Genomic DNA, 24,469 nt, shown 5'->3' on the forward strand with positions numbered 1-24,469 from the left:
GGGTGGGGCGGGCATGATCGGGATCGGGATACTCGGGGCGGGCGGGATCGCGGAGCGCGCGATGGTGGAGCCCGCGCGCGCGATCGACGGGGTGGAGGTCGTGGCCATCGGCGCGCGGGACCCCGAGCGGGCGCGGGCGTTCGCCGACCGCCTCGACCTGCCGGCGTGGGGCGACTACGACGCGGTGCTCTCCGACCCGCGGGTCGATCTCGTCTACCTCGCGCTGCCCCCGATCGTCCACGCCGAGTGGGCGCAGCGGGCGCTCGCGGCGGGCAAGCACGTGCTGTGCGAGAAGCCCCTCTCCGCGAACGGTACGACCGCGCAGCAGATCGCGGATGCCGCGGATGCCGCGGGGCGGCGCGCCTTCGTCGGGTTCCACTTCCGCCTGCACGGCTTCATCCGCGACCTGCTCGACACGATCGCGTCGGGCGTGCTCGGCGAGATCGAGCGGGTCGAGATCGACTTCAGCATCCCGCACTTCGTCGTGCAGCCGGGCAACATCCGTCTCGACGGCGACCTCGCGGGCGGCGCCGTGATGGACGTGGGCTGTTACGCCGTCGACCTGCTCCGTGCCGCCTTCGGCGAGCCCGAGGTCGTGTCGGCCACGGCTCGAACGTACGATGCCGACCCCCGCATCGACCTGCAGACCGACGCGGAGCTGCGGCTGCCCGGCGGCATCCCGGCCCTCCTGCGCGCGTCGTTCATCGGTGACGAGAAGGGCGCGATGTGGGTGCGCGTCGACGGCAGCGATGCGTCGTTGCTGGCGACGAGCGTGATCGTTCCGCAGTGGGGAGCGACGCTCACCGTGACGTCGTCCGACGGCGAGGTGCTCAGCTCCGTCGCGGCGGAGCCGGGGGAGAACAGCTACGCGCGGCAGCTCGAGCACCTGCGCGATGTGCTCGCCGACGGCTCGCCGAGCGTCCTCGACGCCCGTCGGGGCGCGGGGACGATGCGGGTGGTCGATGCGATCTACCGCGCGGCGGGACTCCAGCCGCGCTGAGTCGCGGCATCCGGTCTCCCCAGAACAGGGAACCGTGCGAGAACAGGACGGCGCGCCCTCGACGCGTCCTGTCGCCGAACGATCGCCTGTCGTCGCGTGCGCCCGCAGACGACGAAGGGGCGGCAGCCGCGCGGCCACCGCCCCCTCGTCGCGTGCGTCAGGCCGAGACCCGGGTCCGCTCCAGGATCGGGCGCAGCACCTTCTGCACGTACCAGCCGGCGACCATCGTGCTCTCGGCGGGGTGCGGGCTCTGGTCGGACTCCACGACGATCCAGCCGCGGTAGCCGTGCTCGGACAGGGCCTCGACGAAGGACTCGAAGTCGACGAGCGCGCGCTCGTCGCTCGGCTCGAAGAACCAGCGCAGGATCTTGCGCGCCCCGCCCTCGGTGCGGATGAACTGCTCGGCGTGCGGCGTCGACGCCTCGGCATCGTCGACCGTCTCGCGCGCGTCCTTCAGCTGCACGTGCACGACGCGGTCGGCATACTGCCGATACAGCTCGACGGGGTCGATCCCCGCGATCGCGAGCTCGGCGGTGTCGATCGCGAGTCCCACGGTGTCGGCATCCGTCGCCGCCAGCAGGCGGTGGATGCCGTCACCCAGCCGCAGCGCGGAGAGGAAGTCGACGTGCAGGCCCAGGGCGATGCCGTCCTCGGCGATGGCCGCGCCGACGGCGTTCCACAGCCTCGCCAGCACCCCGATCTGCTCGTCGGAGAGCGCGCCCGTCTGCCACGCCGACGGCGCCGCGCGCACCACCAGCACGCTCCCGCCGAGGCGGCGCAGGGCATCGGCGAACCACCGCGCGGTGCGCACGATCTGGTCGACCGACGCCGGGTCGAGGGGATCCGGCCCGCGGCCCATCTCGACCTCGAAGCCGACGGACGGGTCGTAGACGTAGCTGCTCACGGCGTCGATCGCGCACGAGGAGAGGAACTCCCCGAACTTCTCGACCGAGCCGTACAGGTCGGCGAGCTGCTGCGGGGTGCCGAGCGGCTCCCATGCGCCGAAGCTCTCGGCGGTCAGCTCGACGCCCGAGAACCCGCTGATGGATGCCGTCTTGAACGCCCGCTCGTGCTCGCGCTTGCGCACGAACGAGTCGATGTTGGTGTCCCACTGGTTGATGGCGTATGCCCAGCGCACGTCGCTCATCGCGCGACCTCCTCGGAGTAGATGCCGTCCAGCACGTTCTTGGCGTACCAGCGTGAGATCGCGGTGCTCTCGGCGTAGTCGCCGCCGAGCTTGTCGGCCTTGTCGTGCTCGACGCTGATCCAGCCGGTGTATCCGTGGTCGCGCACCGAGCGCATCATCGCCTCGAAGTCGACGAGGCCCTCGTCGGTGCCCATCTCGTAGAACCACTTCTCCGTCGTCTTCGCCGAGACCTCGGCATCCGGGAACATCCGGTAGTCGTCGTTGACGTCTTTGTGGCGGGTGTCCTTGAAGTGGAAGCCCGTCACGCGCTCGTGGTGCGCCGCGTACACGTCGACCGGGTCGACGTCGGCGATGCAGTGCTGCGCGGTGTCGACGAAGAACTTCACGTAGCGCGGGTCGGCGTAGGAGTAGAAGCGGTCGATCTGGTCGCGCGTGCGGATGCCGGCGTAGAACTCGTGGTGGCAGGTGAGGTTGACGCCGTACTGCTGCGTCAGCTCGCCGACCTTGCCCCAGATGTCGGCGGCGTGCTTGAGTCCGTCGTCGGGGACCCCGGCCTCGTCGAAGTAGCGCGAGCCGGGCATGACGATGATGTTGTCGAGCTGGATGCCCGACCACATGTCGAGTGTGCGCTGGAAGTCCTCGAGGATCGTGCCGTGGGTCGCGGGGACCTCGGGCGCGTAGCGGTCGGGGGAGTAGTAGACGCCGTGGAACGTGTTGACGATGCGCTCGAGGCCCTGCTCCTGCACGAACTCCTGGTAGTTCGCGACCGAGCCGTACTGCTCGAAGATCTGCCAGATGCGGAAGTCGAAGGTGTCGATCGCGTCGAAGCCGACGGCGGCGACCTGCTGCAGGAAGCGCTTCATCGCCAGCTTGGACTGCCACTGATCGTAGGGCCCGGCGGGGCCGTTGGCCCGCCAGTGGTCCATGTAGCTCCATTTGATGGGTCGGTCGGTCATCACGTGCTCCTTCTTTCGATGTGCGAGCGCGTGAGGTGCCAAGTCGTGTCGCTTCGGGCGTGCGTGAAGCGACACATTCTGGCGACTCACGCGGGAGGGTTCGAGCGGTCGGAGAGGGCGACGGCGGCCAACGACAGATGACGCGAGGTCATCTCCCACGGGTCGTCGTCGAGCCACTCCTGGCCGCCCCACTCGCTGCAGAGCGTGCCGGTGAAGCCCGTCGCTGCGAGGGCTGCGCCCACGTCGCGAAGGGGGTCGGAGAATCGGTGATCGGCGTCGTCGAGGTCCCAGAACTTCAGGTGCACCGCACCGAGGAGGGGGAGGACGGATGCCAGGTCGGCGACCTGCGCGCGCCCGAAGCGCACGAGCAGGTTCATGTACAGGGTGTGCACGGGTCCGGGGACGCCTCCGCTGTGCAGGAGGTCGAGCACCGCGCCGTGGGTCGCCGGGTCGCGCCACTCGTCGCGCAGGCGGCGCACGAGATCGGCCGGGATGCCGCCCCGCTCGAGCCGCTCGAGGTAGGTGACCGGGAGCGCCGGCATGAGCATGCTGATGTCGAGTAGCAGGCGCACGTGCGGGGTGTCGAGGGCCGCGATGCGCGCGTACGCGTCGGGGCGGAGGGCGGGCGTCTCGTGTCCCTGGGCCTCCTCGAACAGCACGAGGTCGAGCTCCTCGAGCAGGGGGACGAGATCGTCGAGCAGGGCCCCGGCCTGGCCGATCGGCAGGCGCACGCCCGCGGCGCCGACGGCGGCGGCCGCGCGCAGTTGCGGTTCGAGGAAGGCCCGGCGTTCGGCATCCGTCCGCCGTCGGGCGCGATCGAACTCGTCGATGCTGACGCCGACGATGCTCACGCGGCCCCCGGCCGCGGCGAGCCGATCGCGGAAGGCCCCGGCATCGGTGAGGTCGGGGGCGGGGAAGCCGCGCCACATCTGGCCCAGCTCGATCTCGATCGCCTGCGCGATGCCGCGCTCGACGAGCGTGAGGGCGAGGTCGGGGGCGGTGCGCTCGGCGCGGATGGCCTCGGGGGTGAGGTTGAAGGCGCTGGCCGAGAGGGTCCAGGTGGCGGGGAGGGTCATGCCGCGCTCCCCACGTCGAGCGAGACGCTCGTGGCGGCGGCATCCGCGACCAGGTCACGGGTGAACGAGAACGGCAGGCGCAGCGGTTCCGCGGGTCCGCCGGGCAGGTAGGGGATCTCGAGGCGGAACGACACCGACACCTCGTGGATGCCGGGGGAAACGGCATCCGGGATCTCCAGCACCACGCGATCCTGGAGGTACCACCACGCGTCCTCGGCGGACAGCTCGGCGGGGGAGATCCGGCGGGCGCCGAGCGCGACCGCGGGGTCGCACGTCGCGCCGTCGATGCGGAGGGCGACGTCGAGCAGGCTCGCCAGCGGCAGCGAGCGGATCCACGGCAGCGACACCCGCACCTCGGTGCGCTCGGCGCGCACCCGCAGGGCATCGTCGCGCAGGGCGGAAAGGGTCATGGCGGGCACGTCCTCGTGTCACGCACGCCGACGGCGTGCTTCCGCACATAATCTAACGACTAAGGTCGAAAAAAGCCAGAAGTCAGCCGTGGGCTCCGTGCACGGCCGCCACCGTGGGGCGACCCTCCGCGAACCACCGGGGCAGGCTCAGCTCGAACAGCTGCTCCTTCGCGAGGTCCACGCCCCCGCGGAGCGGCTCGCGGGAGTCGTTCTCGCTCGTCTTGATCGCGAGGTCGCGCGTCGCGAGCGGGAGCGACAGCTCGTAGACGCGCTGCCGCACCTCGGCGAGGAAGAGTTCACCCGTCGATGCGACGGCCCCGCCCACCACGATCACCCCGGGGTTGAACATGTTCACTAGGGCGGCCACGGCCTCGCCGACCTGACGGGCCGAGGCCTGCACGAGAGAGATGGCCAGGGCGTCGCCGCGACCCGCCGCACGGGTGATCTTCTCCAGCGTCAGGGTGTCTCCGGATGCCACGGCCTCGGCGAGCGGCCCCGTGGCGCCGTCCGCGATCGCGGCGCCCGCGTCGCGCACGAGGGCCCACCCGCCGGCGACGGCTTCGAGGCACCCGACCTTGCCGCAGCGGCACACCTGCTCGGCGCCCGGGACGCGGACGTGGCCCATGTCGCCCGCCGCGCCGTTCGCGCCGCGGTGCAGGCGCCCGTGCGAGACCAGGCCCGCGCCGATGCCGGTTCCGACCTTGCAGTAGATGAGGTCGACGGCCTCGTCGCGGCGACGCGAACGCTCGGCGGCGGCGAGGAGGTTGACGTCGTTGTCGACCCAGACGGGGGCGTCGTAGCGCTGCTCGAAGACCGTGCGCACGTCGTAGTCGTTCCAGCCGGGCATGATCGGCGGCGCGACGGGCCGGCCGGTCTCGAAGTCGACGGGGCCGGGCAGGCCGACCACCAGGCCCCACACCGGGGTGCCGTCGCCCCGCGCGAGGAGGTCGTCGACCATCGACGTCGCCGTGCGGAGGGTCTCGTCGGGTCCGCGGGAGATGTCCCACGCCTGGTGGGCCTCGTCGAGGATCGCGCCGTCGAGATCGGTGACGCCGACGTGGATGTGCAGGCCCCCGAGGGCGCACACGACGATGCGGCCGCGCTCGGCGCGGAAGCGCAGGGTGCGCGGCGCCCGCCCTCCCGAGGAGGGGGCGTACTCGGCATCCTCGAGGAAACCCATCTCGACGGCGCGATCGACGCGCTGGGCGACGACGCCGCGCCCGAGGCCGGTGATGCGGCCGATCTCGGGGCGCGTGACGGCGTCGCCGACGCGGACCATGTTGACGATGCGCAGCAGGCTCGTGACCTCGTCGGTCTGCGCGCCGAAGCGGAGGGTGGACACGTTCGCCATGCGTTGATCCTCACACAGGACGGGCCTGACCCTGCCGGATTTCGCGCATCTATGGTTCATTAGTCTCCGACTTCAGTATTTTTCAGGCTGAAGTGGCGAAGGGGCCGGCATGACGTGGGGTGTGGGGATCATCGGGTCGGGTCCGGGCGTCGCGGCGCTGCACGCGCCGACCCTCGCCCGTGTGAGCGAGGACTTCCGGCTCGTGCACGTCAGCGACGCGGGGAGCGGCCGCGCGGCCGTCATCGCCGATCGGTTCGGGGCGCGCGCGTCGACGGGGGTGGACGCCCTGCTCGCCGACCCCGAGGTCGACGTCGTGGCGATCTGCAGCCCGCCCGCGCGGCACGCGGAGCACGTGCGCGCCGCCCTGGCCGCGGGCCGCCGCGCGATCTTCGTCGAGAAGCCCCTGGCCGACACCGCCGACGACGCCGACCGTCTGGTCGAGGAGTGCGCCGCGGTGGGGGCGCTGCTCGTCGTCGGGACGAACCACCTCTTCGATCCGGCCTGGGCCAAGGCGACCCACCACCTGCACGCCATCGACGGGCGCATCTCGTCGGTGACGGTGACGCTCTGCCTCTCGCCGAACGACCGGTACCACGCCCTCACGATGGGAGACCGCCTGCCGGCCGGGCCCGCGGCGCCGCGCCCACCGCTCGACCTCGACGATCCCGAGCGCAGCGCCGCGATCGTGCGTCAGCTCATCGCGGGCTTGGGCGTGCACGACCTGCCCCTGGTCCGCGATCTCGTGCCCGCGACGCCCGAGCTGGTGTGGGCGCGGCCCGTGGCGCCGATCGGCTTCGACCTCGCCCTCCGCGCCGACGGGGCCCTCGTGCGGTTCACGGCCGTGATGCTGCCGGAGGGCGCCGACTCGCTGTGGACGGTGAGCGTGGCCACCGCGGGAGCCCGCGTCGACGTGGAGTTCCCCCCGCCGTTCGTGCACGTCGGGGGAGCGCGCACCACCGTGCGCGACGCGCAGGGCGTGCAGACGGCGTACCCGGTGGACCGGCGGGACGGATACGAGGTGGAGTGGCGCGCGCTCGCCGCGCTGCTGCGGGGGGAGGCGGCCATGGAGTACGACGAACTGCGCGCCGACGCGGCGTTCGTGATGGCGATCGCCGACCAAGCGGCCGTGGCGGTGCGGGCTGGAGGGGCGCGATGAGCGCCGTGCGCACCGACCTCGCCGCGTATCGCGCGGCCGTGGCCGAGCTCGCCCCGCGCGTGCGGCCGGCTGGCGGGGCTGACGCGATCCGGGTGGTCGAGGGGCGGGGCGCCTGGTGGGAGCGGCTCGAGGGGGCGGCGGCGTTCATCGTCGACGAGCCCGACCCCGCTCCCGCGGAGGTGCACGAGCGTCTCGCCGCGCTCCGGGTTCCCGTCGTGGTCGTGCGCCGGCGCCTGCGCCCGGACGTCGTCGCCGACGCGATCGGCGCGGTCGCGACGACGCGGCACGTGGTCGTGGACGCGTGGAGCGGACGGACGGATGCCGCGACGGTGCTGCGTGACGCGGTCGGCTGGGCACGCGTGCTCGCCGGCGGCCCCGTGCGCGCCCTCTCGAGAGCCGACACCGAACGCGCGACGACCCTCGCCGTGCGGAGCGAGGCCGGGGTGGGGGCGAGCATCACCCGCGCGATCGGGGGCGGCGTGGGCGGGGCCCTCACCGCGACCGCTCTCGGGCCGCGGCGCGTCGAGGTGTGCGTCGACAGCGCCTCTCCGCTGCACGAGGTCGCGTTCGACGACGAGGAGGGCCGCCGTACGTCCCGCGCGCGCCGCGAGTCGCCCGAGCGTCTCGCCCTGCGCCGCATCCTGGGCGCCGGGGAGGGGGCCGCACTCAGCGACCTGTCCGATCTCGCCGCGGATGACGCCGCCGCCGCTCTCTCCTGACGCCGCCCCGGCGATGCAATGTCCCACTTTTGGTGGGTTGGATGCCGCCCAGGTGACCACTTCTGGGACATGCACCGCCAGAAAGGGGACGAGGTCCCCCGCCGAGCCGGTCGCAGCGTCGGAGTATCGATCAAACCGATGCGCGGCATCCACGGGATCGGCTTCCCTGATACGTACTTCGGTCGGATAGTGGAAAAAGAGCCGGAACGACCCGTCTCACCCGAAAGGATCGAAGATGATCAAGCTTCTCTCTCATCTGTCGTTCGTCGCGATCACGACTCCGGATGTCGAGGCGTCGGTGGACTTCTACGTCAACCAGGTCGGTCTGACCGAGGTCGCCCGCGAGGACGGCCGCGTCTACCTCCGCTGCTGGGGCGACTACTACGCCTACTCCGTCGTCGTCGCGCACGGCGACGAGCCCTCGCTCGAGACCATGGCCTGGCGCACCTCGTCGGCCGAGGCGCTGGAGGAAGCCGCGAAGCGCGTGCAGGCCGCCGGCATCGAGGGCGAGTGGTTCGAGGGCCGCGGCATCGGCCGGGCGTTCCGCTTCACCGGCCCGTTCGGCCACAACATGACCCTGCACTGGGACGTCGAGCGCCACCGCGCCGAGCCGCACACCGCGTCGATCTTCCCCGACCGTCCCGAGAAGCGCAGCCCCGTCGCGGGCGCCCCGCGCCAGCTCGACCACGTCACGGTCGCCACGCAGGACGTCGACGCGTTCGTGCAGTGGTACGTCGACACGCTCGGCTTCCGCTTCATGGCGCGCACCGTGCTCGACGAGGCGCCGATCTCGGTGTTCTCCGTGCTCACGACGAACGAGAAGTCGCACGACCTCGGCGTCGTGCTCGACGGCTCGAGCCGCGCCGGCCGCATCAACCACTACGCCTTCTGGGTCGACACTCGCGAAGAGCTCCTCATCGCCGCCGACACCCTCATGGAGAACGGCGTCCCGATCGAGTACGGCCCCAACATCCACGGCATCGGCGAGCAGACTTTCCTCTACTACCGCGAGCCCTCGACGCTGCGCATCGAGCTCAACACCGGCGGGTACCGCAACTACGTGCCCGACTGGGAGGCCAACACCTGGAAGCCCTCGCAGGGGTCGAACAACTTCTACCGCAACGGCCGCATGCCGATGTCGATGACCGAGTCGTTCCCGCCCGCCGACGGCCCCAGCGCCACCGAGGAGGGCGTGCCCGACGAGATCAAGGACGCCCTGCTGAACCCCTACGCCGTCGAGGGCCGGGGCTGAGCGAAGATCCCGGTCGGGGAAAGTGAGCACCACCATGACGACTGCACCCTTCGCGCTCGCGCGCTTCCGTGAGGCGGATGCCGTGCGCATCGGTCTCGTCGCCGGAGACCGCATCCGCGCGCTCACCGACGACGAACTGGGTGGGGGTCTGAACGCCTTCCTCGCCGACCCCGACTGGGATCGCCTCGACGCCCTGGCCTTGGCTCGCGACGAGGCGCCGGGGGAGTGGCATCCGCTCTCGGATGTCACTCTCACGGCGCCCGTCGAGCCCCGCCAGGTGCTGCAGACCGGCGCCAACTACCGCGAGCACGTCATCCAGCTCGTGGCGGCGGGACTGACGCAGAACACCGATCGCACGCCCGAGGAGGCGCACGCCTTCGCCGCCGAGATGATGGACGAGCGCGCGCGCAGCGGTGAGCCGTACTTCTTCATCGGGCTCGCCGCGTGCGTCGTCGGCGACGACGTGCCGCTCGTGCTCCCCGCCTCCAGCGAGGTGCACGACTGGGAGCTCGAGCTCGCCGTCGTGATCGGCAAGGAAGCCTTCCGGGTCTCGCGCGAAGACGCCCTCGACCACGTCGCCGGCTACACGATCGTCAACGACATCACGACGCGCGACCTCGTCTTCCGCAAGGACATGAAGGAGATCGGCACCGACTGGTACCGGGCGAAGAACGCCCCCGGGTTCCTGCCGACCGGACCCCTCCTCGTCCCCGCGCGCTTCGTCGACCCCGCCGACACCGCCGTGCGCCTCGAACTGAACGGGCAGGTGATGCAGGATGCCAACACCTCCGACCTCCTCTTCGACGTTCCCGCCCTCGTCTCGGCGGCGTCGCAGACCCACCCCCTGCTGCCCGGCGACCTGCTGCTGACCGGCAGCCCCGCCGGCAACGGACAGCACTGGAAGCGGTTCCTTCGCGACGGCGACGTCATGACCGGGACCATCGGCGCGCTCGGCACGCAGGTCGTGCGGTGCGTGGGGGAGGCGGGGTCGTGACCCTTCGACAGGGTCAGGGTCCCGACGCTGCGGCTCAGGGGCTCGACGCTCCGGTGCAGCTGCCGTCGGAGAACCCGGCCGACCTCGACCGGCAGAACCCCGAGGCCGAGATCGCGCTGCGCGCCGAGGCCTACCGCAATTGGGGGCGGTGGGGCGACGACGACGTGCTCGGCACGCTCAACTTCATCGACGACGACATCCGCCGGGCGGCCGCGGCCCTCGTGCGGGAGGGGCGCTCGATCTCGCTGTCGCAGCCGTTCGACACCGACGGTCCGCAGAAGGGCTGGCGCCGCCGCACCAACCCCGTGCACACGATGACCGACACGGGCACCGACGCCGAGCGCGGCAACCAGGGCTTCCCGCACGGCATCGGCGGCGCCGACGACGTCATCGCGATGCCCCTGCAGTGCTCGACGCAGTGGGACGGTCTCGGTCACATCTTCGACCACGGCTTCGCGTGGAACGGCCGCCGGGCGGGCGACGTCGTCACCAGCGACGGCGACCTGGTCACGGGCATCGAGCACGCGGCATCCGTCATCGTCTCGCGCGGGGTGCTCCTCGACGTGGGCCGGCACCTGTCGCCCGAGACGGGGGAGCTCGCCGACGGCCACGCGATCACCGTCGCCGACCTCGAGGCGTGCGCCGCCGCCGAGGGTGTCGAGGTGCGCCGCGGCGACATCGTGCTCGTGCGCACCGGCCACTACACCCGTGCCCGCCGCGAGGGCTGGGGCGACTACGCTGGAGGCCCCGCGCCCGGCCTCTCGCTCACCACCGCCGGGTGGCTGCATCGCACCGAGATCGCGGCGATCGCCACCGACACGTGGGGGTTCGAGGTGCGGCCGAACGAGTTCGACGTGCCGGCGTTCCAGCCCCTGCACCAGGTCGTCATCCCGAACCTGGGACTGACGATCGGCGAGATGTGGAACCTCGACGAGCTCGCGTCGGCGTGCGCCGAGGCGTCACGCTGGGAGTTCCTGCTGGCGGCTCCCCCGCTGCCGATCACGGGGGCCGTCGGGTCGCCGGTGAACCCCCTGGCTCTCCTCTAATTCCCCCGTCCCAGAACAGAGAGGTTCTGACATGACCGCCGTTCAGAAAGTCGCGATCGCCGGAGCCGGCGTCGCGGGCCTGGCCACCGCCATCTTCCTCGCGAAAGCCGGTGTCGAGGTCGACCTCTACGACGCCCAGCCCGCGCTGTCGACGCGCGGATCGGGCATCACCCTGCAGGGCAACGCCCTGCGCGTCTTCGACGAGCTCGGCGTCTGGGACGAGGTCTCGGCCGCGGGCAACGCCTTCAAGGGACTCAACCTGCGCGCCCCCGGACCCGGCGCGCCCGTGGTCGCGGCCCTTCCCGACCTGAAGACCGGCGGCCCCGACTACCCCTCCACGATGGGGATGTCGCGTCCCGACCTGGCCCGCATCCTCCTCGCCGCCGCCGAGCGGCATGGCGCGCGCGTGCACTTCGGCACGCGCGTCACCGGCGTCTCGCAGACCGACGACGCGGTCGCCGTGGAGGTCGACGGCGAACCCGCGGGTTCGTTCGACCTGCTCGTCGGCGCCGACGGCCTGCACTCCGCGGTGCGCGAGCTGATCGGCATCCACGTCTCCCCCGAGCAGACGGGCATGGGCATCTGGCGCACCTTCGTGTCGCTGCCGCCCGACGTCGACCGCAGCGAGCTCTACTACGGCGGCCCGATGTACATCGCCGGCTACACGCCCACCGGCGATGACACGATGTACGCCTTCCTCGTCGAGGCCGCGCAGGACCGCTCGCAGGCCACGCCCGAGGAGGCGCGGCGCATCATGGTGGAGCAGTCCCGCGCGTACGACGGACCGTGGAACCACATCCGCGCCGACATCGAGGCCGGGGCCGACGCCAACTACACGTGGTTCACCCGCCACCTCGTCGACGCGCCGTGGAACCGCGGGCGCGTCGTGATCATCGGCGACGCCGCCCACAGCTGCCCGCCGACGATCGCGCAGGGCGCGGCCCAGGGTCTGGAGGACGCCGCCGTGCTCAGTGAGCTCCTCGTGCAGCGGGATGCCGTCGACCAGGCGCTCTGGGACGCCTTCCACGAGCGCCGCGTGGCGCGGGCGAAGGCGATCGTCGAGGCCTCGGTGCAGCTCGGCCAGTGGCAGCTCGACGGCGTCCGCGACGCCGACATGGGCGGTCTTCTGTTCGGCGTCGCGCAGCTGACGGCGGCCCGCGCATGAGCGCGGTCGAGGGGCGGGGCGTCACCGACGTCCACGCGCACCTGCTCATGCCGGGGCTGCACGCCGAGGTCGAACGCCGCGTGCCCGACGAGGTGCAGGCCGCGGCCGACCTCGAGCTGCGCCGCAACGGCCTGTTGAGCATCCAGGCCTCGGGGCGCATGATCGGCGAGCGCTTCCCGCGCCTGACCTCGGTCGACGCGCGCTTGGCCGCGATGGACGCGCAGGGGGTCGAGCGGCAGTGGGTGAGCCCCTCGCCGAACCACTTCTACCCGTGGGCGAACGAGGGGCTGGCGACCTGGACGACGGGGGAGGCCAACCGCCTCATCGCCGAGCACGTCGCGCAGGCGCCCGACCGGCTCGTGGGCCTGGGCACCGTGCCGCTGCAGCACCCGCACCTCGTCGTCGACGCCCTCGACGACGCCGTGCTCGGTCGCGGGCTCGCGGGCGTGGAGATCTCGTCGTTCGCGGGAGACGTCGAGCTCAGCGACGACCGCCTCGAGGCGTTCTGGGCGCGCGCGGCAGAACTGCGCGCGGTCGTCTTCCTCCACCCCTTCGGTTGCTCGCTCGACGAGCGCCTCGACCGGTTCTACCTCTCGAACACGGTCGGCCAGCCCACCGAGAACGCCGTGGCGCTGTCGCACCTCATCTTCGCGGGCGTGCTGGATCGGCATCCGGGACTCCGTCTCGTCGCCGCGCACGGCGGGGGATACCTCCCCACCGCGATCGGCCGCTCCGACCGCGCGTGGAAGGTGCGCCCCGAGGCGCACGGCTGCGCGCACGCCCCCTCGACGTACCTGTCGAAGCTGTGGTTCGACACCGTCGTGCACGATGAGCGGGCGCTGCGCTGGCTCGTCGAGGCGGCCGGGGCCGACCGGGTGCTGCTGGGCAGCGACTTCCCGTTCGACATGGGGCTCGACGACCCCGTCGGCTTCGTGCGGGGCGCGGGATTGGCCGCGGCGGAGGTCGACGGCATCCTGGGCCGCAACGCCGACGAGCTGCTGCGCACGCGGGTGCACGCATGAGGATCGCGCGGTGGGCCGACGGCGCCGACGTCGGGGAGGGCTTCGTCGACGGTGACGCGGTCGTGCCGTTCCCCGACGGGCTGCGGGTGGCCGAGGTGCTCGCGCAGGGTCTCGAGGCGGCGCACGCGCTGTTCGCGCGTCGAGACAGCGCGCTCGCGCGACCCCTCGCCGAGGTGCGTCTGCTCGCGCCGCTCGTGCCCGCATCGATCCGCGACTTCGTCGCCTTCGAGGAGCACGTCGAGGGCGTGAGCGCCTCGGTCGACGGCAAGAGCGAGGTCGTGCCCGAGTGGTACGAGGCGCCGACGTTCTACTTCACCAACCCGCACACCGTGCGGGCGACGGGTGAGGTCGTCGCGATCCCCGAGACGCAGCGCCTCGACGTCGAGCTCGAGCTCGCCGCGGTCATCGGCGCCGCGCCCGGCTCGGACGGAGAGAACGTGGATGCCGAGACCGCGGCGCGGCACATCTTCGGCTACACCGTGCTGAACGACTGGTCGGCCCGGGATCTGCAGTCGCGCGAGATGAAGGTGCGGCTGGGGCCGGCCAAGGGCAAGGACTTCGCGATGACCCTCGGTCCGTGGATCGTGACGTCCGACGAGCTCGAGCCGTATCTCGACGCGGAGGGATTCCTCGCGGTGCGGGCCGAGCTGTTCGTCAACGGGGAGCTGATCGGTCACGACCTCGTGTCGAACATGGGCTGGCCGTTCGCCGAGCTGGTGATGTACGCCGCGCGGAACTCCGTCGTCGTGCCCGGCGACGTGCTCGGCTCGGGCACGGTGGGACACGGCGGATGCCTCGGCGAGCTGTGGGGCCGCCGGGGCGGTCTCGACCCGCGCCCGCTCGAACCCGGCGACGAGGTGCGCCTGGTTATCGAGGGCGTCGGCGAGATCGTGAACGTGGTCGGCGAGCGGGTGCCGGCGCCGCCCGTGCCGCGCGCGCGGTCGCGGTCGCGGGCGCGCGAGCGGGCCGACGCGACGGGCGTCACGGCCGGGCGATGATCGCGCCGGGCCTGCCGGGCCTCGCGGGGCACCTGTTCGTCGTGACCGGCGCAGCCGGGGGACAGGGCGCCGAGGAGGCGCTGGTCCTCGCCCGCGCGGGAGCCGAGGTGATCGCGGTCGACGTGGCCGACGAGGCCCCGGCGCTCGCCGAGGAGGGCGCGATCTCGTATCGCCGCCTCGACGTAGCGAGCGAGCGGGACTGGGCCGCGCTCGCCGCGTCGCTCGACGGCCGCCGCGTGCGCGGGCTCGTCAACAACGCCGGCATCACGCACCGCGCGCGCATCGGCGACCTCGCGCGGGAGGACTGGGATCGTGTGTTCGCCGTCAACGTCACGGGGGCGATGCTCGGCATCCAGGCTCTGCTGCCGCTGATGGATGCCGGGTCGTCGATCGTCAACATCGGTTCGGTCGCGGGGCTCACGGGGCACTACACGGCGGCGTACACCGCGAGCAAGTGGGCGCTGCGCGGGCTCACGCACGCGAGCGTCACCGAGCTCGGGCCCCGCGGCATCCGGGTCAACCTCGTGCACCCGGGGTTCATCCGCACGCCGATGACGGCGTCGGCGCCGGACGCGTTCGCTCGGGCGAACACCGCGATCATCCCGCTCCACCGCGTGGGCGAGGTCGACGAGGTCGCGGGCATCGTGGCTTTTCTGCTGTCGGATGCCGCGGCCTTCATCACCGGCGCCGAGATCGGCGTCGACGGCGGACAGGCGCTGTCGGGCGCGGCGACCGTCCTCGCGGATGCGCTCCGCTAATGTTGAAAATCGACATAAGTCGGGTATGCTGAATGTGACGTCGGGGCCCCAGGGGTCCGTTCGCCCGGTGAGGGAGCCGGAGCGGCACACACGGTCGCGTCGATCGCCCGGTCGTACGGGCGCCCCACGCATGACTCTCTCCCCCGCGCGCCTGCGCGTACTCGTCGCCGCCCTGCTGGCGGTCTCGTTCCTCGGTGCCCTCGACCACACGATCGTTTCGACCTCGCTCGCCACGATCGCCGGCGACCTCGGCGCCCTCGCCCACATGAGCTGGATCATGGTCGGCTACACCCTCGCCGCCACCGTGATGCTGCCCGTCCTCGGCAAGCTCGGCGACGTCGTCGGTCCCCGCCGGGTGTTCCTCGTCTCGCTCGTGCTCTTCCTCGCCGCCTCGCTCGCGTGCGGATTCGCGCCCGACCTCGGGTGGCTCATCGCCGCACGCGTCGTGCAGGGGCTCGGCTCGGCCGGACTCCAGCTGATGTCGCAGACGATCATCGCCCGCGTGACCAGTCCGCGTCAGCGCCCGCGCTACATGGCGGTCATCGGCGCGGCCTTCCCCGTCGCGATCGTCGTCGGGCCGGTCGTCGGCGGCGTCATCACCGACTACGCGAGCTGGCCCTGGGTGTTCTGGATCAACCTGCCCGTGGGCCTCGTGGCCCTCGTGCTCGTCGTCGCGGCGGTGCCGAAGCTCCCCGGCGGAGCGCACCCGCGGTTCGACGTGCCGGGCTCGCTCGTCTTCACCGGCTCGCTGCTGGCGCTCATCCTCGCGGTCACGTGGGCGGGAGACGACGCGCTGCGCCCCGCGGCGATCGCGTGCGCCGCGGGGGCGGTCGTCGGCATCCTGGCCCTCGTCGCGATCGAACGTCGCGCGGACGCCCCGATCCTTCCCCCGCGGATCCTGCGCGACCGCACGATCCTCGTCTGCCTCGGGCTCTCGCTCGTCGTGGGAGCGGGACTGTTCTCGGTGGTCGCCTACGTTCCGACCTACGTGCAGATGGCGTACCGCACCACCGCGACGGTCTCGGGCCTCGTGCCGATCGCGACCGTACTCGGCATGCTCGTCAGCAGCCTGCTGACCGGGTGGCTCGTCAGCCGTTCGGGTCGCTACCGCCTGTACCCCGTGGCGGGCACCGCGCTCGCCGCCCTGGGGCTGACCGCGATGGGCCTGCTTCCGGCGGGGATGCCGCTGTGGGTGCCGATGATCGTGATGGCCGCGGTCGGCATCGGCACGGGGGCCTTCACGAACCTCATCTTCGCGGTCGTGCAGAGCGCCGCCTCGCGCGACGACCTCGGGGCGGTCACCGCGACGACCAACCTCGTCCGGCAGATCGGGGCCGCCGTCGGCACCGCGGTGGTCGGCGGGATTATCGGTGTCGCGGTGGCCGCGGGTCTTCCCGCGGGAGTGGATGCCGCGACCCTCACGCCCAGCGCGGCCCGAGCGGCGGCGCCGGCCGTGCAGGAGCAGATCGGCACGGTCTACCACGACGCCTTCGCGCCCGTCTTCCTCGGCCTCGCCGTCGTGTACGCCTGCGGCGTCGCGATCGCGCTGCTGCTGCCCGCCGCGCGTCTCTCCGACGAGACGCCCGCGCCCGCGGCATCCGTCCCCGCTCGCCAGAGCGCCTGAACGCCCCTCGAAGGAGAGACCATGACCGTCGCCCCCACCATCGCCGTCGTCGGCAGTGGACCCATCGGCTCGACCTATGCCCGCCTGCTGCTCGAGGCGCTGCCCGAGGCTCGCGTGATCATGTTCGAGGCCGGCCCCCAGGTGACCCCGCGTCCGGGCGAGAGCGTACGCAACCTCACCGACCCCGACGAGAAGGCGCGCGCCCGCGAGATGTCGCAGGGGCCCCAGGCCGGGCAGTACCGCGACTCCCTCGGCATCCTGGCCGGGGCGGTCGTCGAGGGCATGTTCACCGCGCGCGGGGGCACGCACCTGCTCGACTTCGGCGGCGAGGGCTCCGCGCACGCGGCGGACTTCCCCGCCGCCGCGGCCGCGACGAACGTCGGCGGGCAGGGAGCGCACTGGACCTGCGCCATTCCCCGACCGGCGTTCAGCGAGAAGCTCGACTTCATCGGCGACGACGAGTGGGAAGACCTCGTCTCGACCGCCGAGGACCTGCTGCACAAACAGAGCGCGGCGTTCTCGGACTCGCCCGTGGGCGCGGCCATCCGCACCCTGCTCGACCGGGAGTTCGCCGACGAACTGCCCGAGGGCTACGGCGTGAGCACGCTGCCGGTCGCGGGCGACCCGCAGCCCGACGGGACCATGCGCTGGGCCGGGGCCGACACCGTGCTCGGACCCCTCATCGAGCCGGGCACCGACACCGCCGCCCGGTTCGAGCTGCGCGATCTCACCCTCGTCCGCCGCATCGAGCACGACGGCGCACACGTGCGGGGCGTGGTCGTCGAGGACCTGCGCACCCGCGAGGAGGCGTTCGTCGAGGCGGATGCCGTCGTGGTCGCCGCCGACGCCTTCCGCTCTCCGCAGCTGCTGTGGGCCTCCGGCATCCGTCCCGCGCCCCTCGGGCGGTACCTGACCGAGCACCACGTCGTCATCAGCACGGTCGCGCTGGATGCCGATCGCATGAGCGCGCTCGTCTCGGAGGACGAGCTCGAGGCCGAGCTCGCCCGCCGCGCCACGAACCCGGCCGACCCGGTCGCCGCGGTCAACCGCATCCCGTTCTCCGAGCCCGACCACCCGTACTCGGCGCAGATCATGTACGCCGAGACGCCGCCGTTCCCGCTCCCCGTCGACCACCCCGCGTCGGGCAACCGCTGGGGGTACGTGAACATGGGCTTCGGCACGCGCAAGTTCCCCCGCGTCGAGGACGGCGCCGTCTTCAGCGACGACGAGCTCGACTACCGCGGCATGCCGAACTTCACGATCGAGTACGCCCTCACCGAGCGCGAGAACGCCGAGATCGCCGAGGCCACCGCGCGTCTTCGCCGCGCCGGCCAGGCCCTCGGCACGTTCATCGCCGAGCCCCGGCTTCTGCCGAACGGCTCGAGCCTGCACTTCATGGGGACGATGCGCGCGGGCACCGACCCCGCGACGTCGGTCGCCGATCCCTTCTCGCGCGTGTGGGGGTTCGACAACCTCGTGGTGGGCGGGAACGCGCTCATCCCCACGGCCAACACGATGAACCCGACGCTCACGAGCGTCGCGATCGCGGTGCGCGGCGCGCGACGGCTGGCTCACGATCTCCGCACCGGCGTCGCCGACGCGTGACTCGCCGGTTCTCGTCGCCTTCCGGACTGCCGGAGCGACAAGAACCGGCGAGTCACGCACGGTGCCGGGGTCGCACGCGCTGGCGATAATGGACCGATGGAGCCGTGGGAGATGCGGGAGTGGTTCGCCGACTTCCTCGAGGCGCTCAACCGTCACGACGTCGAGAGGGTGCGCGGCTTCCTGCACCCGGCCGTGCGGCGGGCGCACCTGCCCGCAGGTGCGGAGGCCTGGATCGCCGACTACGCCGAGCTGCTGCACGGCTTCCCCGACTGGCAGGTCAAGCGCATCCAGATCCTCGTCGAAGACGACCGTCTCGCCGTCCACCTGCGTGCAGGCGGGGCGCACACCGGCCCCTTCGCCCACGTCGCGCCCACCCGGCGACGCGTCAACATCGCGTCGTTCGCGATGTACCGCGTCGAGCGCGGCCTCATCACCGAGGCGGTCGGAACCGACGACGCCGCCCAGATCCGCGCCGCGATCGCCTGATCTCCCGCTCGCGCCGACGGGATGCGGGATGCCGAGAGAAAGCCCCGGCCTGCCTCCGAATCGGGCAGATCGCTGCGTACAGATGGGTCTGTGTGCGCGATCTGTCAAGGGCGGCCCGGTGTCGGACCCCGCGGGTACGGTCACTCGTGCCCGTGTTCCATCCGGGTGAAAGGAACGGTGAGCATGATGTCTCCCGACCGGCCCGGCGCCGGAGTCGTATGGTCCCGCGTCGAAGAGGGCTTCCACGTCGGCAGCCGCAAGGGCGTCTTCCTCGGCTACATCGACCGGCAGACCGACGGCGGCTATCTCGCGTTCGACGGGACCTCGCGCGTCGTCGGGAGTTTCCGCACCCTCACCGCGGCCATGGCCGCCGTCACCAACGGCCAGCCGGCCCAAGAGGACGAGATCACCCTCGAGCAGGTGCGGGTGCCCGCGCCGCGCGCCCTCGGGCGTGGGGCGGTGTCGTGAGCGCGCCGCTGGTGTCGGTCTCGTACGTCAGCACCGCGACCGCGCCGTTCGACGACGAGCGTCTGGCTGACCTGTTGACGCAGAGCCGCCGTTCCAACCACGCTCACGACCTCACCGGCATGCTGCTGTACCGGCGGGGTCGGTTCTTCCAGGTGCTCGAGGGACCGCAGGACGCGGTGGAGCACCTGATGGATGCCATCCGTCGAGACGATCGTCACTCCGACGTGCGCATCCTCCTGTCCGAGCGGATCGACGAGCGCCGCTTCACCGAGTGGACGATGGGGTACGAGCCGATCGGCGTCCCCACCACAGCGGCGCCCGAGGGTTTCCGCGACACCTTCGACGACCTCGAGAGCGACGACGACGACGACGCGACCATCCGGGCCGTGCGTGAACTGACCGTCTGGTTCCGTGCCCGCACACTCGCCGGCACGGCCCTTCGCGAGAAAGAAGATGCACGATGACCACGATCGTCCTCATTCCCGGAGCCATGCACGGCCCCTGGGTGTTCGAGCCGCTGCTGGCCGCGCTGTCCGAGCGCGGGGCGACGGCCGTCACCGTCGACCTGCCCAGCATCTCCGATGACACCGCCACGATCGGCTCGTTGACGGATGACGTGGATGCCATCCGCTCCGCGGTCGCCCGCGTCGAGGGGCCGGTGGTGCTCGCGGCGCACTCGTACGGCGGCGTTCCGGCACGGGCGGCGGCGGCGACCGACTCGGTGCGGGGGCTCGTGATGATCGCCGCTTTCGCCCTGCCGGTCGGTGTGTCGCTGCTGGACGCGCAGGGCGGCGAGTTCCCGCCGGACTACGAGCGATCGGCCGACGGACGCGGCGTGAAGATCGGCGACATCGCCGAGACCATCTACTCCGGCGTCGCCCCCGCCGTCGTCGAGAAGGCGCTTCCGCGAGTCCAGTGGCAGAGCGTGGAGTCATTCACGCAGCCGGCTCCGGCCGCGCCCGGCCCCGACGTGACGATCACGACCATCATCGCGACCGAAGACAAGGCCCTCCCGGCCGACCAGCAGCGCCAGTGGGCCGAATCCTCGGACGCGCGGGTGGCGGTGGCATCGGGTCACTCTCCGCACGTGTCTCACCCCGACGCGGTGGCGGATGCCATTCTCGACACGGTTCGTCGGGTGGAGGCCACGACGCGGTGACGCGGCACGGGCGATATCGTCCCAGGGTGCCGTCCCCTCCCGCCTCCGCGAGCGCGTACCCGCTGCGCGCCCGCGGTCGTGTCATCGGCGGATCAGCGGTGCTCGCGGTGATCGCTTACGCGTACGTCCTGCGAATCGCCGTGGGCGATGCGAACCCCTTCGACTTCTTCGGATACTTCACGAATCAGACGAGCGCACTCACCGCCGCCCTGCTCATCGTCCTCGGGCTGCTCGCGACGAGAGGCCGTGGCGTCCCGCCGTCGCTCACCGTGGCATGGGCAGTCGGGGTCGCCTGTCTGATCGTGGTCGCCGTGGTCTATAACGGCCTGGTCCCGGGGACGGGCTCAGCGCCGCCGTGGGTCAGCATCGTGCTGCACGCCGTCTTCCCCGTGCTCGTCGTCTTCGACTTCGCCACCGCGCCGGATCGCCCGGTGCTGCCGTGGAACCGGCTGTGGTGGGTGCTGCCGTACCCGCTGCTGTGGGTCGCCGTCGTGCTCTTCCGCGGCGCGACCGACGGTTGGGTGCCCTACGGCTTCCTGCTCCCCGAACGCGGCCTCGCCTCGCTCGTGCTGCACGTGGTCGGCATCCTGCTGCTGCTGCTCGTCGCGGCGACCGGGGTGTGGGCTCTCAGTCGTGTTCGGTGGGCGGGGCGCACGCCGACTCGGCACCCGTCATAGCGGTGGATCGAGGGCGCGGAGCGCGGCATCCATCCGCTCCGCCATGTACGCGTAGCCGGTGTCGTTCGGGTGCAGCCCGTCGACCGCCATCCAGCTGTCGGGGGAGTCAGCGTAGTGACCGTCGAGCCAGTGGCTGGCGCCCTCGATGTGGTCGGCGCCGATGCGCTCTGCGGCGTCCTCGACCCATCCGGCGATGACGTCGACCGAGGCGGGGCGCTCGTCGGTGTACCAGAACGGTTCGACGACGACGATCCGCGCCTCGGGCAGTCCCGCGCGTAAGCGGTCGAGGTCGCTGTCGATCGTGCGGTGGATGGCGTCGGCGCGGTCGTCGTAGCTGAAGTTGTCGTTCAAGCCCATCGTGACGAACACGATGTCGGGATCGTCGGCGATCACGAGGGCGGGGATGTCGTCGAGGCCGTCGCGCATGCTCGCGCGCCGATTGACGAAGCCGAGGCCGTCGGCGCTGCGGTTGAACTCGTTCCACCCGCGCTCGACCGAGATGATCGTCGACCACCGCGCGTCGATCGAACTCGCGCCCGTGCCGCGCGTGTACGAGTCGCCGTAGAACGACACGACCGGGCGGTCGTCGGTCGCACCCGCACCGGCGCTCTCGGGGGAGGGGGACGTCGGGGCGGCGGGCGCGCAGCCGGCAAGGGCGGTGACGGATGCCGCGACGACGGCGGCCAGGATCGTCCGGGGGCGCATCCGCCCATTGTCGCCCGGCGCGGAGGGCCCCGGGGTCGTCGTCATCGGGGCGGGGCGCCGCTGTGGTCTCCTGCCAGTCGCGCGACGTGGCGGGCGATCCGCGCCGCCCGCGCGGCGGGGGTGGTCGCGGTGACCACCGGGTGCAGCACGGAGTAGCGGTCGGTCTTCGACAGCGCGGCGAACGCGCGGGCCGCCGCCGGAGCGGCATCCAACGCCTCCTGCAGGTCGGGCGGGACGTCCATCGTGGCCGACCCCGCGTAGGCCCGGTCCCACCGGCCGTCGGCCTGCGCCCGAGCGATCTCGTCCGCGCCGCGGGGACGCATGCGGCCCTCCGCCGTCAGGCGCGCGACGATGTCGACGTTGCGGGCCGACCACATCGACCTCGACCGACGCGGGGTGAAGTGCTGGCGGAAGGTCGCGGCATCCCTCGACTGCTTCCGTCCGTCGATCCATCCGCTGCAGAGAGCCTCGTCGAGGGCTTCGGCGTACGTGAGCGTGGTGGGAGCCGTCGTCCCCTTCTTCGCCAGCACCAGCCAGACCCCGTCGCTGCCGTCTTCGTGGGCGTCGAGCCAGGCGCGCCAGGCGGCGACGTCGGCGACGGTCAGTTCGGGTGCCTCGGCCATGCGTCGACGCTAGCGCCGACCACCGACATCGCACAGGTACGCCGTATCCGATCGGGAGGCCTCGGGGCAAGCGGGCCCTCCGCGACCGCGCCTCCCTCCACGATGAGGGAATGCGATGTGTGACCTACGCCGGCGAGACCGTGACCACGACCGATGACGTGGCGGAGGCGCTCGTCCAGCTCACCGCGTCGATCGCCGCCGACGGCCAGGCCGAGGCGGTCAGCATCCCGATCGTCACCGCGTCCGGGAGCACCGACGAGGCCGAACTGGTGATCGGCGTCGGCAACGACGTGCTCAGCGCACCCGCGCACGACTGGACCGGCGACGAGCCCGACTTCTCGTGGGCGGCCGAGGAGCTGCGGCAGCACAAGCGCTTCCCGCAGGCCCCCGCGATCGCGCACGAGCAGACGATCGACACCGACAACCCCGACGCGTTCTGGGACCCCGACCTCGACGGATTCACCCGCGCCTGAGCATCGGCATCCTTCCGCGTGCGGACACCCCCCCCCCGCACTCGCGGGGGGAGCTCGTCAAGCCCACCTCGGCCCACCCGCGCGGTCGTAGCGTGGGCCCTCCACACCGGATGCGACCGGTCATCGTCCCGGTGTGCGAGCCCCGGACAGTCCGGGCGACACCGCCGTTTCGCGCGTGGCGCCCGGACGCTCGGCATCCTCCAGGATGGGAGGCATGCTGCACTCCCTCGTGACCGGAGCCTCCCGCGGAATCGGCCGGGCCATCGCCGTGGCCCTCAGCGAGCGGGGCGACCGCGTCGCCGTGCACTACGGATCCGATCAGGATGCCGCCGCGCACACCCTCTCCCTCCTGCACGGTGAGGGGCACATCCTCGTCGGCGGCGACCTGTCCGACCCGGCGGTCCCGGAGCGCGTGGTCGGCGACGTGCTGGAGGAGTTCGGGCGGATCGACGTGCTCGTGAACAACGCCGCGATCGCCCCGAACCCCGACACCTCGCATCCCGTCGCCACCGTGGACTACGACACCTGGCAGCGCATCTGGGAGCGCATGGTCGACGTCGACCTGCGCGCGCCCGCGAACATGACCTTCCTCGTCGCGCGCTCGATGATCGATCGCGGTCTGCCCGGAGCGATCGTGAACGTGGGCTCGCGCGGCGCGTTCCGCGGTGAGCCGGAGTTCCCCGCCTACGGCGCGGCGAAGGCGGGTCTGCACGCCATGGGGCAGTCCCTCGCGGTCGCCCTCGCCCCGCACGACATCGCCGTCACGAGTGTCGCGCCGGGCTTCGTGGGCACCGACCGGCAGCAGCAGAAGCTGTCGGGGGCGGAGGGCGACGGCATCCGCGACCAGAGTCCGTTCGGTCGCGTCGCGACCGTCGAGGAGGTGGCGGATGCCGTGGTGTACCTCAGCTCGCCGCGCTCGCAGTGGGCGTCGGGCGCCATCCTCGACCTGAACGGGGCGTCGCACCTGCGCAGCTGAGCGTCCCCGCGATCCGCGTCGCGCGATCGGAGCAACCCCTCGCCGCTCCCGCCGCCGCGGGGCGATACTCGGGTCATGCCTCCCGTGCTCGTGATCATCGACATCCAACGCGACTACTTCCCCGGCGGCCGCCATCCCCTGGTGGGCCCGGATGCCGCGGCCGACGCCGCCGCGCGCGTGCTGGCGCGCCAGCGAGAGCAGGGAGCTCCCGTCATCCACGTGCGGCACGAGAGCCCGGCTGGCGGGGGCTTCCTCGAGGTCGACACGGACGGCGCCGAGATCGACGCGCGCGTCGCCCCCGAGGCGGGGGAGAGCGTGATCGTGAAGCACGCTCCCAACGCGTTCGTCGGCACCGACCTGCACGAGCGTCTCCGCGGCCTCGGCACCGAGAACCTGCTGGTGGTCGGCATGATGACGAGCATGTGCGTGGATGCCACCGTCCGCGCCGCCCTCGATCTCGGCTACGCCGTGACGGTGGTCGGCGATGCCTGCGCCGCTCCCGACCTCTCCCACGGCGGCGTCGAGGTGCCCGGCGAGGCCGTGCACGCCGCGTTCCTCGCCGCGCTGGGCGGGGCGGGCGCGGAGGTCGTGACGAGCGCCGAGGTGACGGGCGCCTCGTGACG

At 72.1% G+C, this 24,469-nt stretch carries 27 protein-coding genes; 20 read left to right on the top strand and 7 right to left on the bottom strand.

Translation table 11 applies throughout. From position 1 onward, the window contains the following. The first annotated feature begins 13 nt into the window (after positions 1-13). Positions 14-1,000, top strand: coding sequence for a Gfo/Idh/MocA family protein (locus AB1K56_RS12340; protein ID WP_371205888.1), 987 nt, complete (start codon positions 14-16; stop codon positions 998-1,000). A gap of 157 nt (positions 1,001-1,157) precedes the next feature. On the opposite strand, the gene AB1K56_RS12345 is transcribed toward AB1K56_RS12340, so the two are convergent. From AB1K56_RS12345 to AB1K56_RS12365, 5 genes are all read right to left on the bottom strand, one after another. Continuing rightward, positions 1,158-2,147, bottom strand: a complete 990-nt coding sequence (locus AB1K56_RS12345) for a sugar phosphate isomerase/epimerase family protein (RefSeq protein ID WP_371205889.1) — start codon at positions 2,145-2,147, stop codon at positions 1,158-1,160. Then, the gene (locus AB1K56_RS12350) at positions 2,144-3,103 is read right to left on the bottom strand and encodes a sugar phosphate isomerase/epimerase family protein (protein ID WP_371205890.1); all 960 of its coding nucleotides are present in this window, start codon (positions 3,101-3,103) and stop codon (positions 2,144-2,146) included. Before AB1K56_RS12350 ends, AB1K56_RS12345 begins: the two co-directional genes overlap by 4 nt. An 86-nt stretch (positions 3,104-3,189) precedes the next feature. Beyond that, the gene (locus AB1K56_RS12355; RefSeq protein ID WP_371205891.1) at positions 3,190-4,179 is read right to left on the bottom strand and encodes a restriction endonuclease subunit R; all 990 of its coding nucleotides are present in this window, start codon (positions 4,177-4,179) and stop codon (positions 3,190-3,192) included. Beyond that, complete coding sequence (locus AB1K56_RS12360; RefSeq protein ID WP_371205892.1) at positions 4,176-4,589, bottom strand: hypothetical protein; 414 nt, start codon at positions 4,587-4,589, stop codon at positions 4,176-4,178. The genes AB1K56_RS12355 and AB1K56_RS12360 overlap by 4 nt, the downstream gene beginning before the upstream one ends. An 82-nt stretch (positions 4,590-4,671) precedes the next feature. Then, a complete protein-coding gene (locus AB1K56_RS12365) occupies positions 4,672-5,940 on the bottom strand; it encodes an ROK family protein (protein ID WP_371205893.1) in 1,269 nt (422 codons plus the stop codon). A 109-nt stretch (positions 5,941-6,049) separates the two neighbouring features. Here AB1K56_RS12365 and AB1K56_RS12370 point away from each other — a divergent pair, with 109 nt between their 5' ends. The 16 genes from AB1K56_RS12370 to AB1K56_RS12445 all read left to right on the top strand — a co-directional run bounded on the left by AB1K56_RS12370 (position 6,050) and on the right by AB1K56_RS12445 (position 21,069). Continuing rightward, the gene (locus AB1K56_RS12370; protein ID WP_371205894.1) at positions 6,050-7,096 is read left to right on the top strand and encodes a Gfo/Idh/MocA family protein; all 1,047 of its coding nucleotides are present in this window, start codon (positions 6,050-6,052) and stop codon (positions 7,094-7,096) included. Further along, on the top strand, positions 7,093-7,815 hold the full coding sequence (locus tag AB1K56_RS12375; RefSeq protein ID WP_371205895.1) for a hypothetical protein: 723 nt from the start codon (positions 7,093-7,095) through the stop codon (positions 7,813-7,815). Before AB1K56_RS12370 ends, AB1K56_RS12375 begins: the two co-directional genes overlap by 4 nt. 235 nt (positions 7,816-8,050) lie before the next feature. Further along, positions 8,051-9,067, top strand: a complete 1,017-nt coding sequence (locus tag AB1K56_RS12380) for a VOC family protein (protein ID WP_136587978.1) — start codon at positions 8,051-8,053, stop codon at positions 9,065-9,067. A 34-nt stretch (positions 9,068-9,101) separates the two neighbouring features. Next, a complete protein-coding gene (locus AB1K56_RS12385; protein WP_371205896.1) occupies positions 9,102-10,061 on the top strand; it encodes a fumarylacetoacetate hydrolase family protein in 960 nt (319 codons plus the stop codon). Then, positions 10,058-11,107, top strand: coding sequence for a cyclase family protein (locus AB1K56_RS12390; RefSeq protein WP_371205897.1), 1,050 nt, complete (start codon positions 10,058-10,060; stop codon positions 11,105-11,107). Before AB1K56_RS12385 ends, AB1K56_RS12390 begins: the two co-directional genes overlap by 4 nt. A 31-nt stretch (positions 11,108-11,138) precedes the next feature. Next, positions 11,139-12,272, top strand: coding sequence for an FAD-dependent monooxygenase (locus tag AB1K56_RS12395; protein WP_371205898.1), 1,134 nt, complete (start codon positions 11,139-11,141; stop codon positions 12,270-12,272). Then, on the top strand, positions 12,269-13,294 hold the full coding sequence (locus tag AB1K56_RS12400; protein WP_371205899.1) for an amidohydrolase family protein: 1,026 nt from the start codon (positions 12,269-12,271) through the stop codon (positions 13,292-13,294). The genes AB1K56_RS12395 and AB1K56_RS12400 overlap by 4 nt, the downstream gene beginning before the upstream one ends. Further along, the gene (locus tag AB1K56_RS12405) at positions 13,291-14,292 is read left to right on the top strand and encodes a fumarylacetoacetate hydrolase family protein (protein WP_371205900.1); all 1,002 of its coding nucleotides are present in this window, start codon (positions 13,291-13,293) and stop codon (positions 14,290-14,292) included. The genes AB1K56_RS12400 and AB1K56_RS12405 overlap by 4 nt, the downstream gene beginning before the upstream one ends. Then, positions 14,289-15,050: an SDR family NAD(P)-dependent oxidoreductase gene (locus AB1K56_RS12410; RefSeq protein ID WP_371205901.1), complete on the top strand. Its 762-nt coding sequence runs from the start codon at positions 14,289-14,291 to the stop codon at positions 15,048-15,050. The genes AB1K56_RS12405 and AB1K56_RS12410 overlap by 4 nt, the downstream gene beginning before the upstream one ends. A 130-nt stretch (positions 15,051-15,180) precedes the next feature. Beyond that, positions 15,181-16,674 carry an MFS transporter gene (locus AB1K56_RS12415; protein WP_371205902.1) on the top strand — a complete coding sequence of 498 codons (1,494 nt, stop codon included), beginning with the start codon at positions 15,181-15,183 and terminating at the stop codon, positions 16,672-16,674. A 21-nt stretch (positions 16,675-16,695) separates the two neighbouring features. Next, positions 16,696-18,279: a GMC oxidoreductase gene (locus tag AB1K56_RS12420; protein ID WP_371205903.1), complete on the top strand. Its 1,584-nt coding sequence runs from the start codon at positions 16,696-16,698 to the stop codon at positions 18,277-18,279. Between the two features lie 96 nt (positions 18,280-18,375). Beyond that, a complete protein-coding gene (locus tag AB1K56_RS12425) occupies positions 18,376-18,765 on the top strand; it encodes an ester cyclase (protein WP_136587986.1) in 390 nt (129 codons plus the stop codon). A gap of 183 nt (positions 18,766-18,948) precedes the next feature. Further along, positions 18,949-19,233 carry a hypothetical protein gene (locus tag AB1K56_RS12430; protein ID WP_371205904.1) on the top strand — a complete coding sequence of 95 codons (285 nt, stop codon included), beginning with the start codon at positions 18,949-18,951 and terminating at the stop codon, positions 19,231-19,233. Continuing rightward, positions 19,230-19,697: a BLUF domain-containing protein gene (locus AB1K56_RS12435; RefSeq protein WP_371205905.1), complete on the top strand. Its 468-nt coding sequence runs from the start codon at positions 19,230-19,232 to the stop codon at positions 19,695-19,697. The genes AB1K56_RS12430 and AB1K56_RS12435 overlap by 4 nt, the downstream gene beginning before the upstream one ends. After that, positions 19,694-20,392, top strand: coding sequence for an alpha/beta fold hydrolase (locus AB1K56_RS12440; RefSeq protein ID WP_371205906.1), 699 nt, complete (start codon positions 19,694-19,696; stop codon positions 20,390-20,392). Before AB1K56_RS12435 ends, AB1K56_RS12440 begins: the two co-directional genes overlap by 4 nt. A gap of 26 nt (positions 20,393-20,418) precedes the next feature. Then, a complete protein-coding gene (locus AB1K56_RS12445; protein WP_371205907.1) occupies positions 20,419-21,069 on the top strand; it encodes a Pr6Pr family membrane protein in 651 nt (216 codons plus the stop codon). On the opposite strand, the gene AB1K56_RS12450 is transcribed toward AB1K56_RS12445, so the two are convergent. Then, a complete protein-coding gene (locus tag AB1K56_RS12450; RefSeq protein ID WP_371205908.1) occupies positions 21,064-21,774 on the bottom strand; it encodes an SGNH/GDSL hydrolase family protein in 711 nt (236 codons plus the stop codon). The two genes, AB1K56_RS12445 and AB1K56_RS12450, sit on opposite strands and share 6 nt — an antisense overlap. Positions 21,775-21,815: 41 nt before the next feature. Then, positions 21,816-22,397, bottom strand: coding sequence for a YdeI family protein (locus AB1K56_RS12455; protein ID WP_371205909.1), 582 nt, complete (start codon positions 22,395-22,397; stop codon positions 21,816-21,818). A gap of 110 nt (positions 22,398-22,507) precedes the next feature. On the opposite strand from AB1K56_RS12455, the gene AB1K56_RS12460 reads away from it, so the two are divergent. The 3 genes from AB1K56_RS12460 (at position 22,508) to AB1K56_RS12470 (ending at position 24,467) form a co-directional block, all read left to right on the top strand. After that, on the top strand, positions 22,508-22,870 hold the full coding sequence (locus AB1K56_RS12460; protein WP_136587990.1) for a hypothetical protein: 363 nt from the start codon (positions 22,508-22,510) through the stop codon (positions 22,868-22,870). A 214-nt stretch (positions 22,871-23,084) separates the two neighbouring features. Continuing rightward, entirely contained in the window at positions 23,085-23,846 is a 762-nt protein-coding gene (locus AB1K56_RS12465; RefSeq protein ID WP_371205910.1) for an SDR family NAD(P)-dependent oxidoreductase, read from the top strand. A 75-nt stretch (positions 23,847-23,921) separates the two neighbouring features. Next, a complete protein-coding gene (locus AB1K56_RS12470) occupies positions 23,922-24,467 on the top strand; it encodes a cysteine hydrolase family protein (protein ID WP_371205911.1) in 546 nt (181 codons plus the stop codon). Positions 24,468-24,469: the final 2 nt, after the last annotated feature.

It is taken from the genome of Microbacterium sp. BWR-S6Y (assembly GCF_041379845.1).
Lineage (GTDB): Bacteria > Actinomycetota > Actinomycetes > Actinomycetales > Microbacteriaceae > Microbacterium > Microbacterium hydrothermale.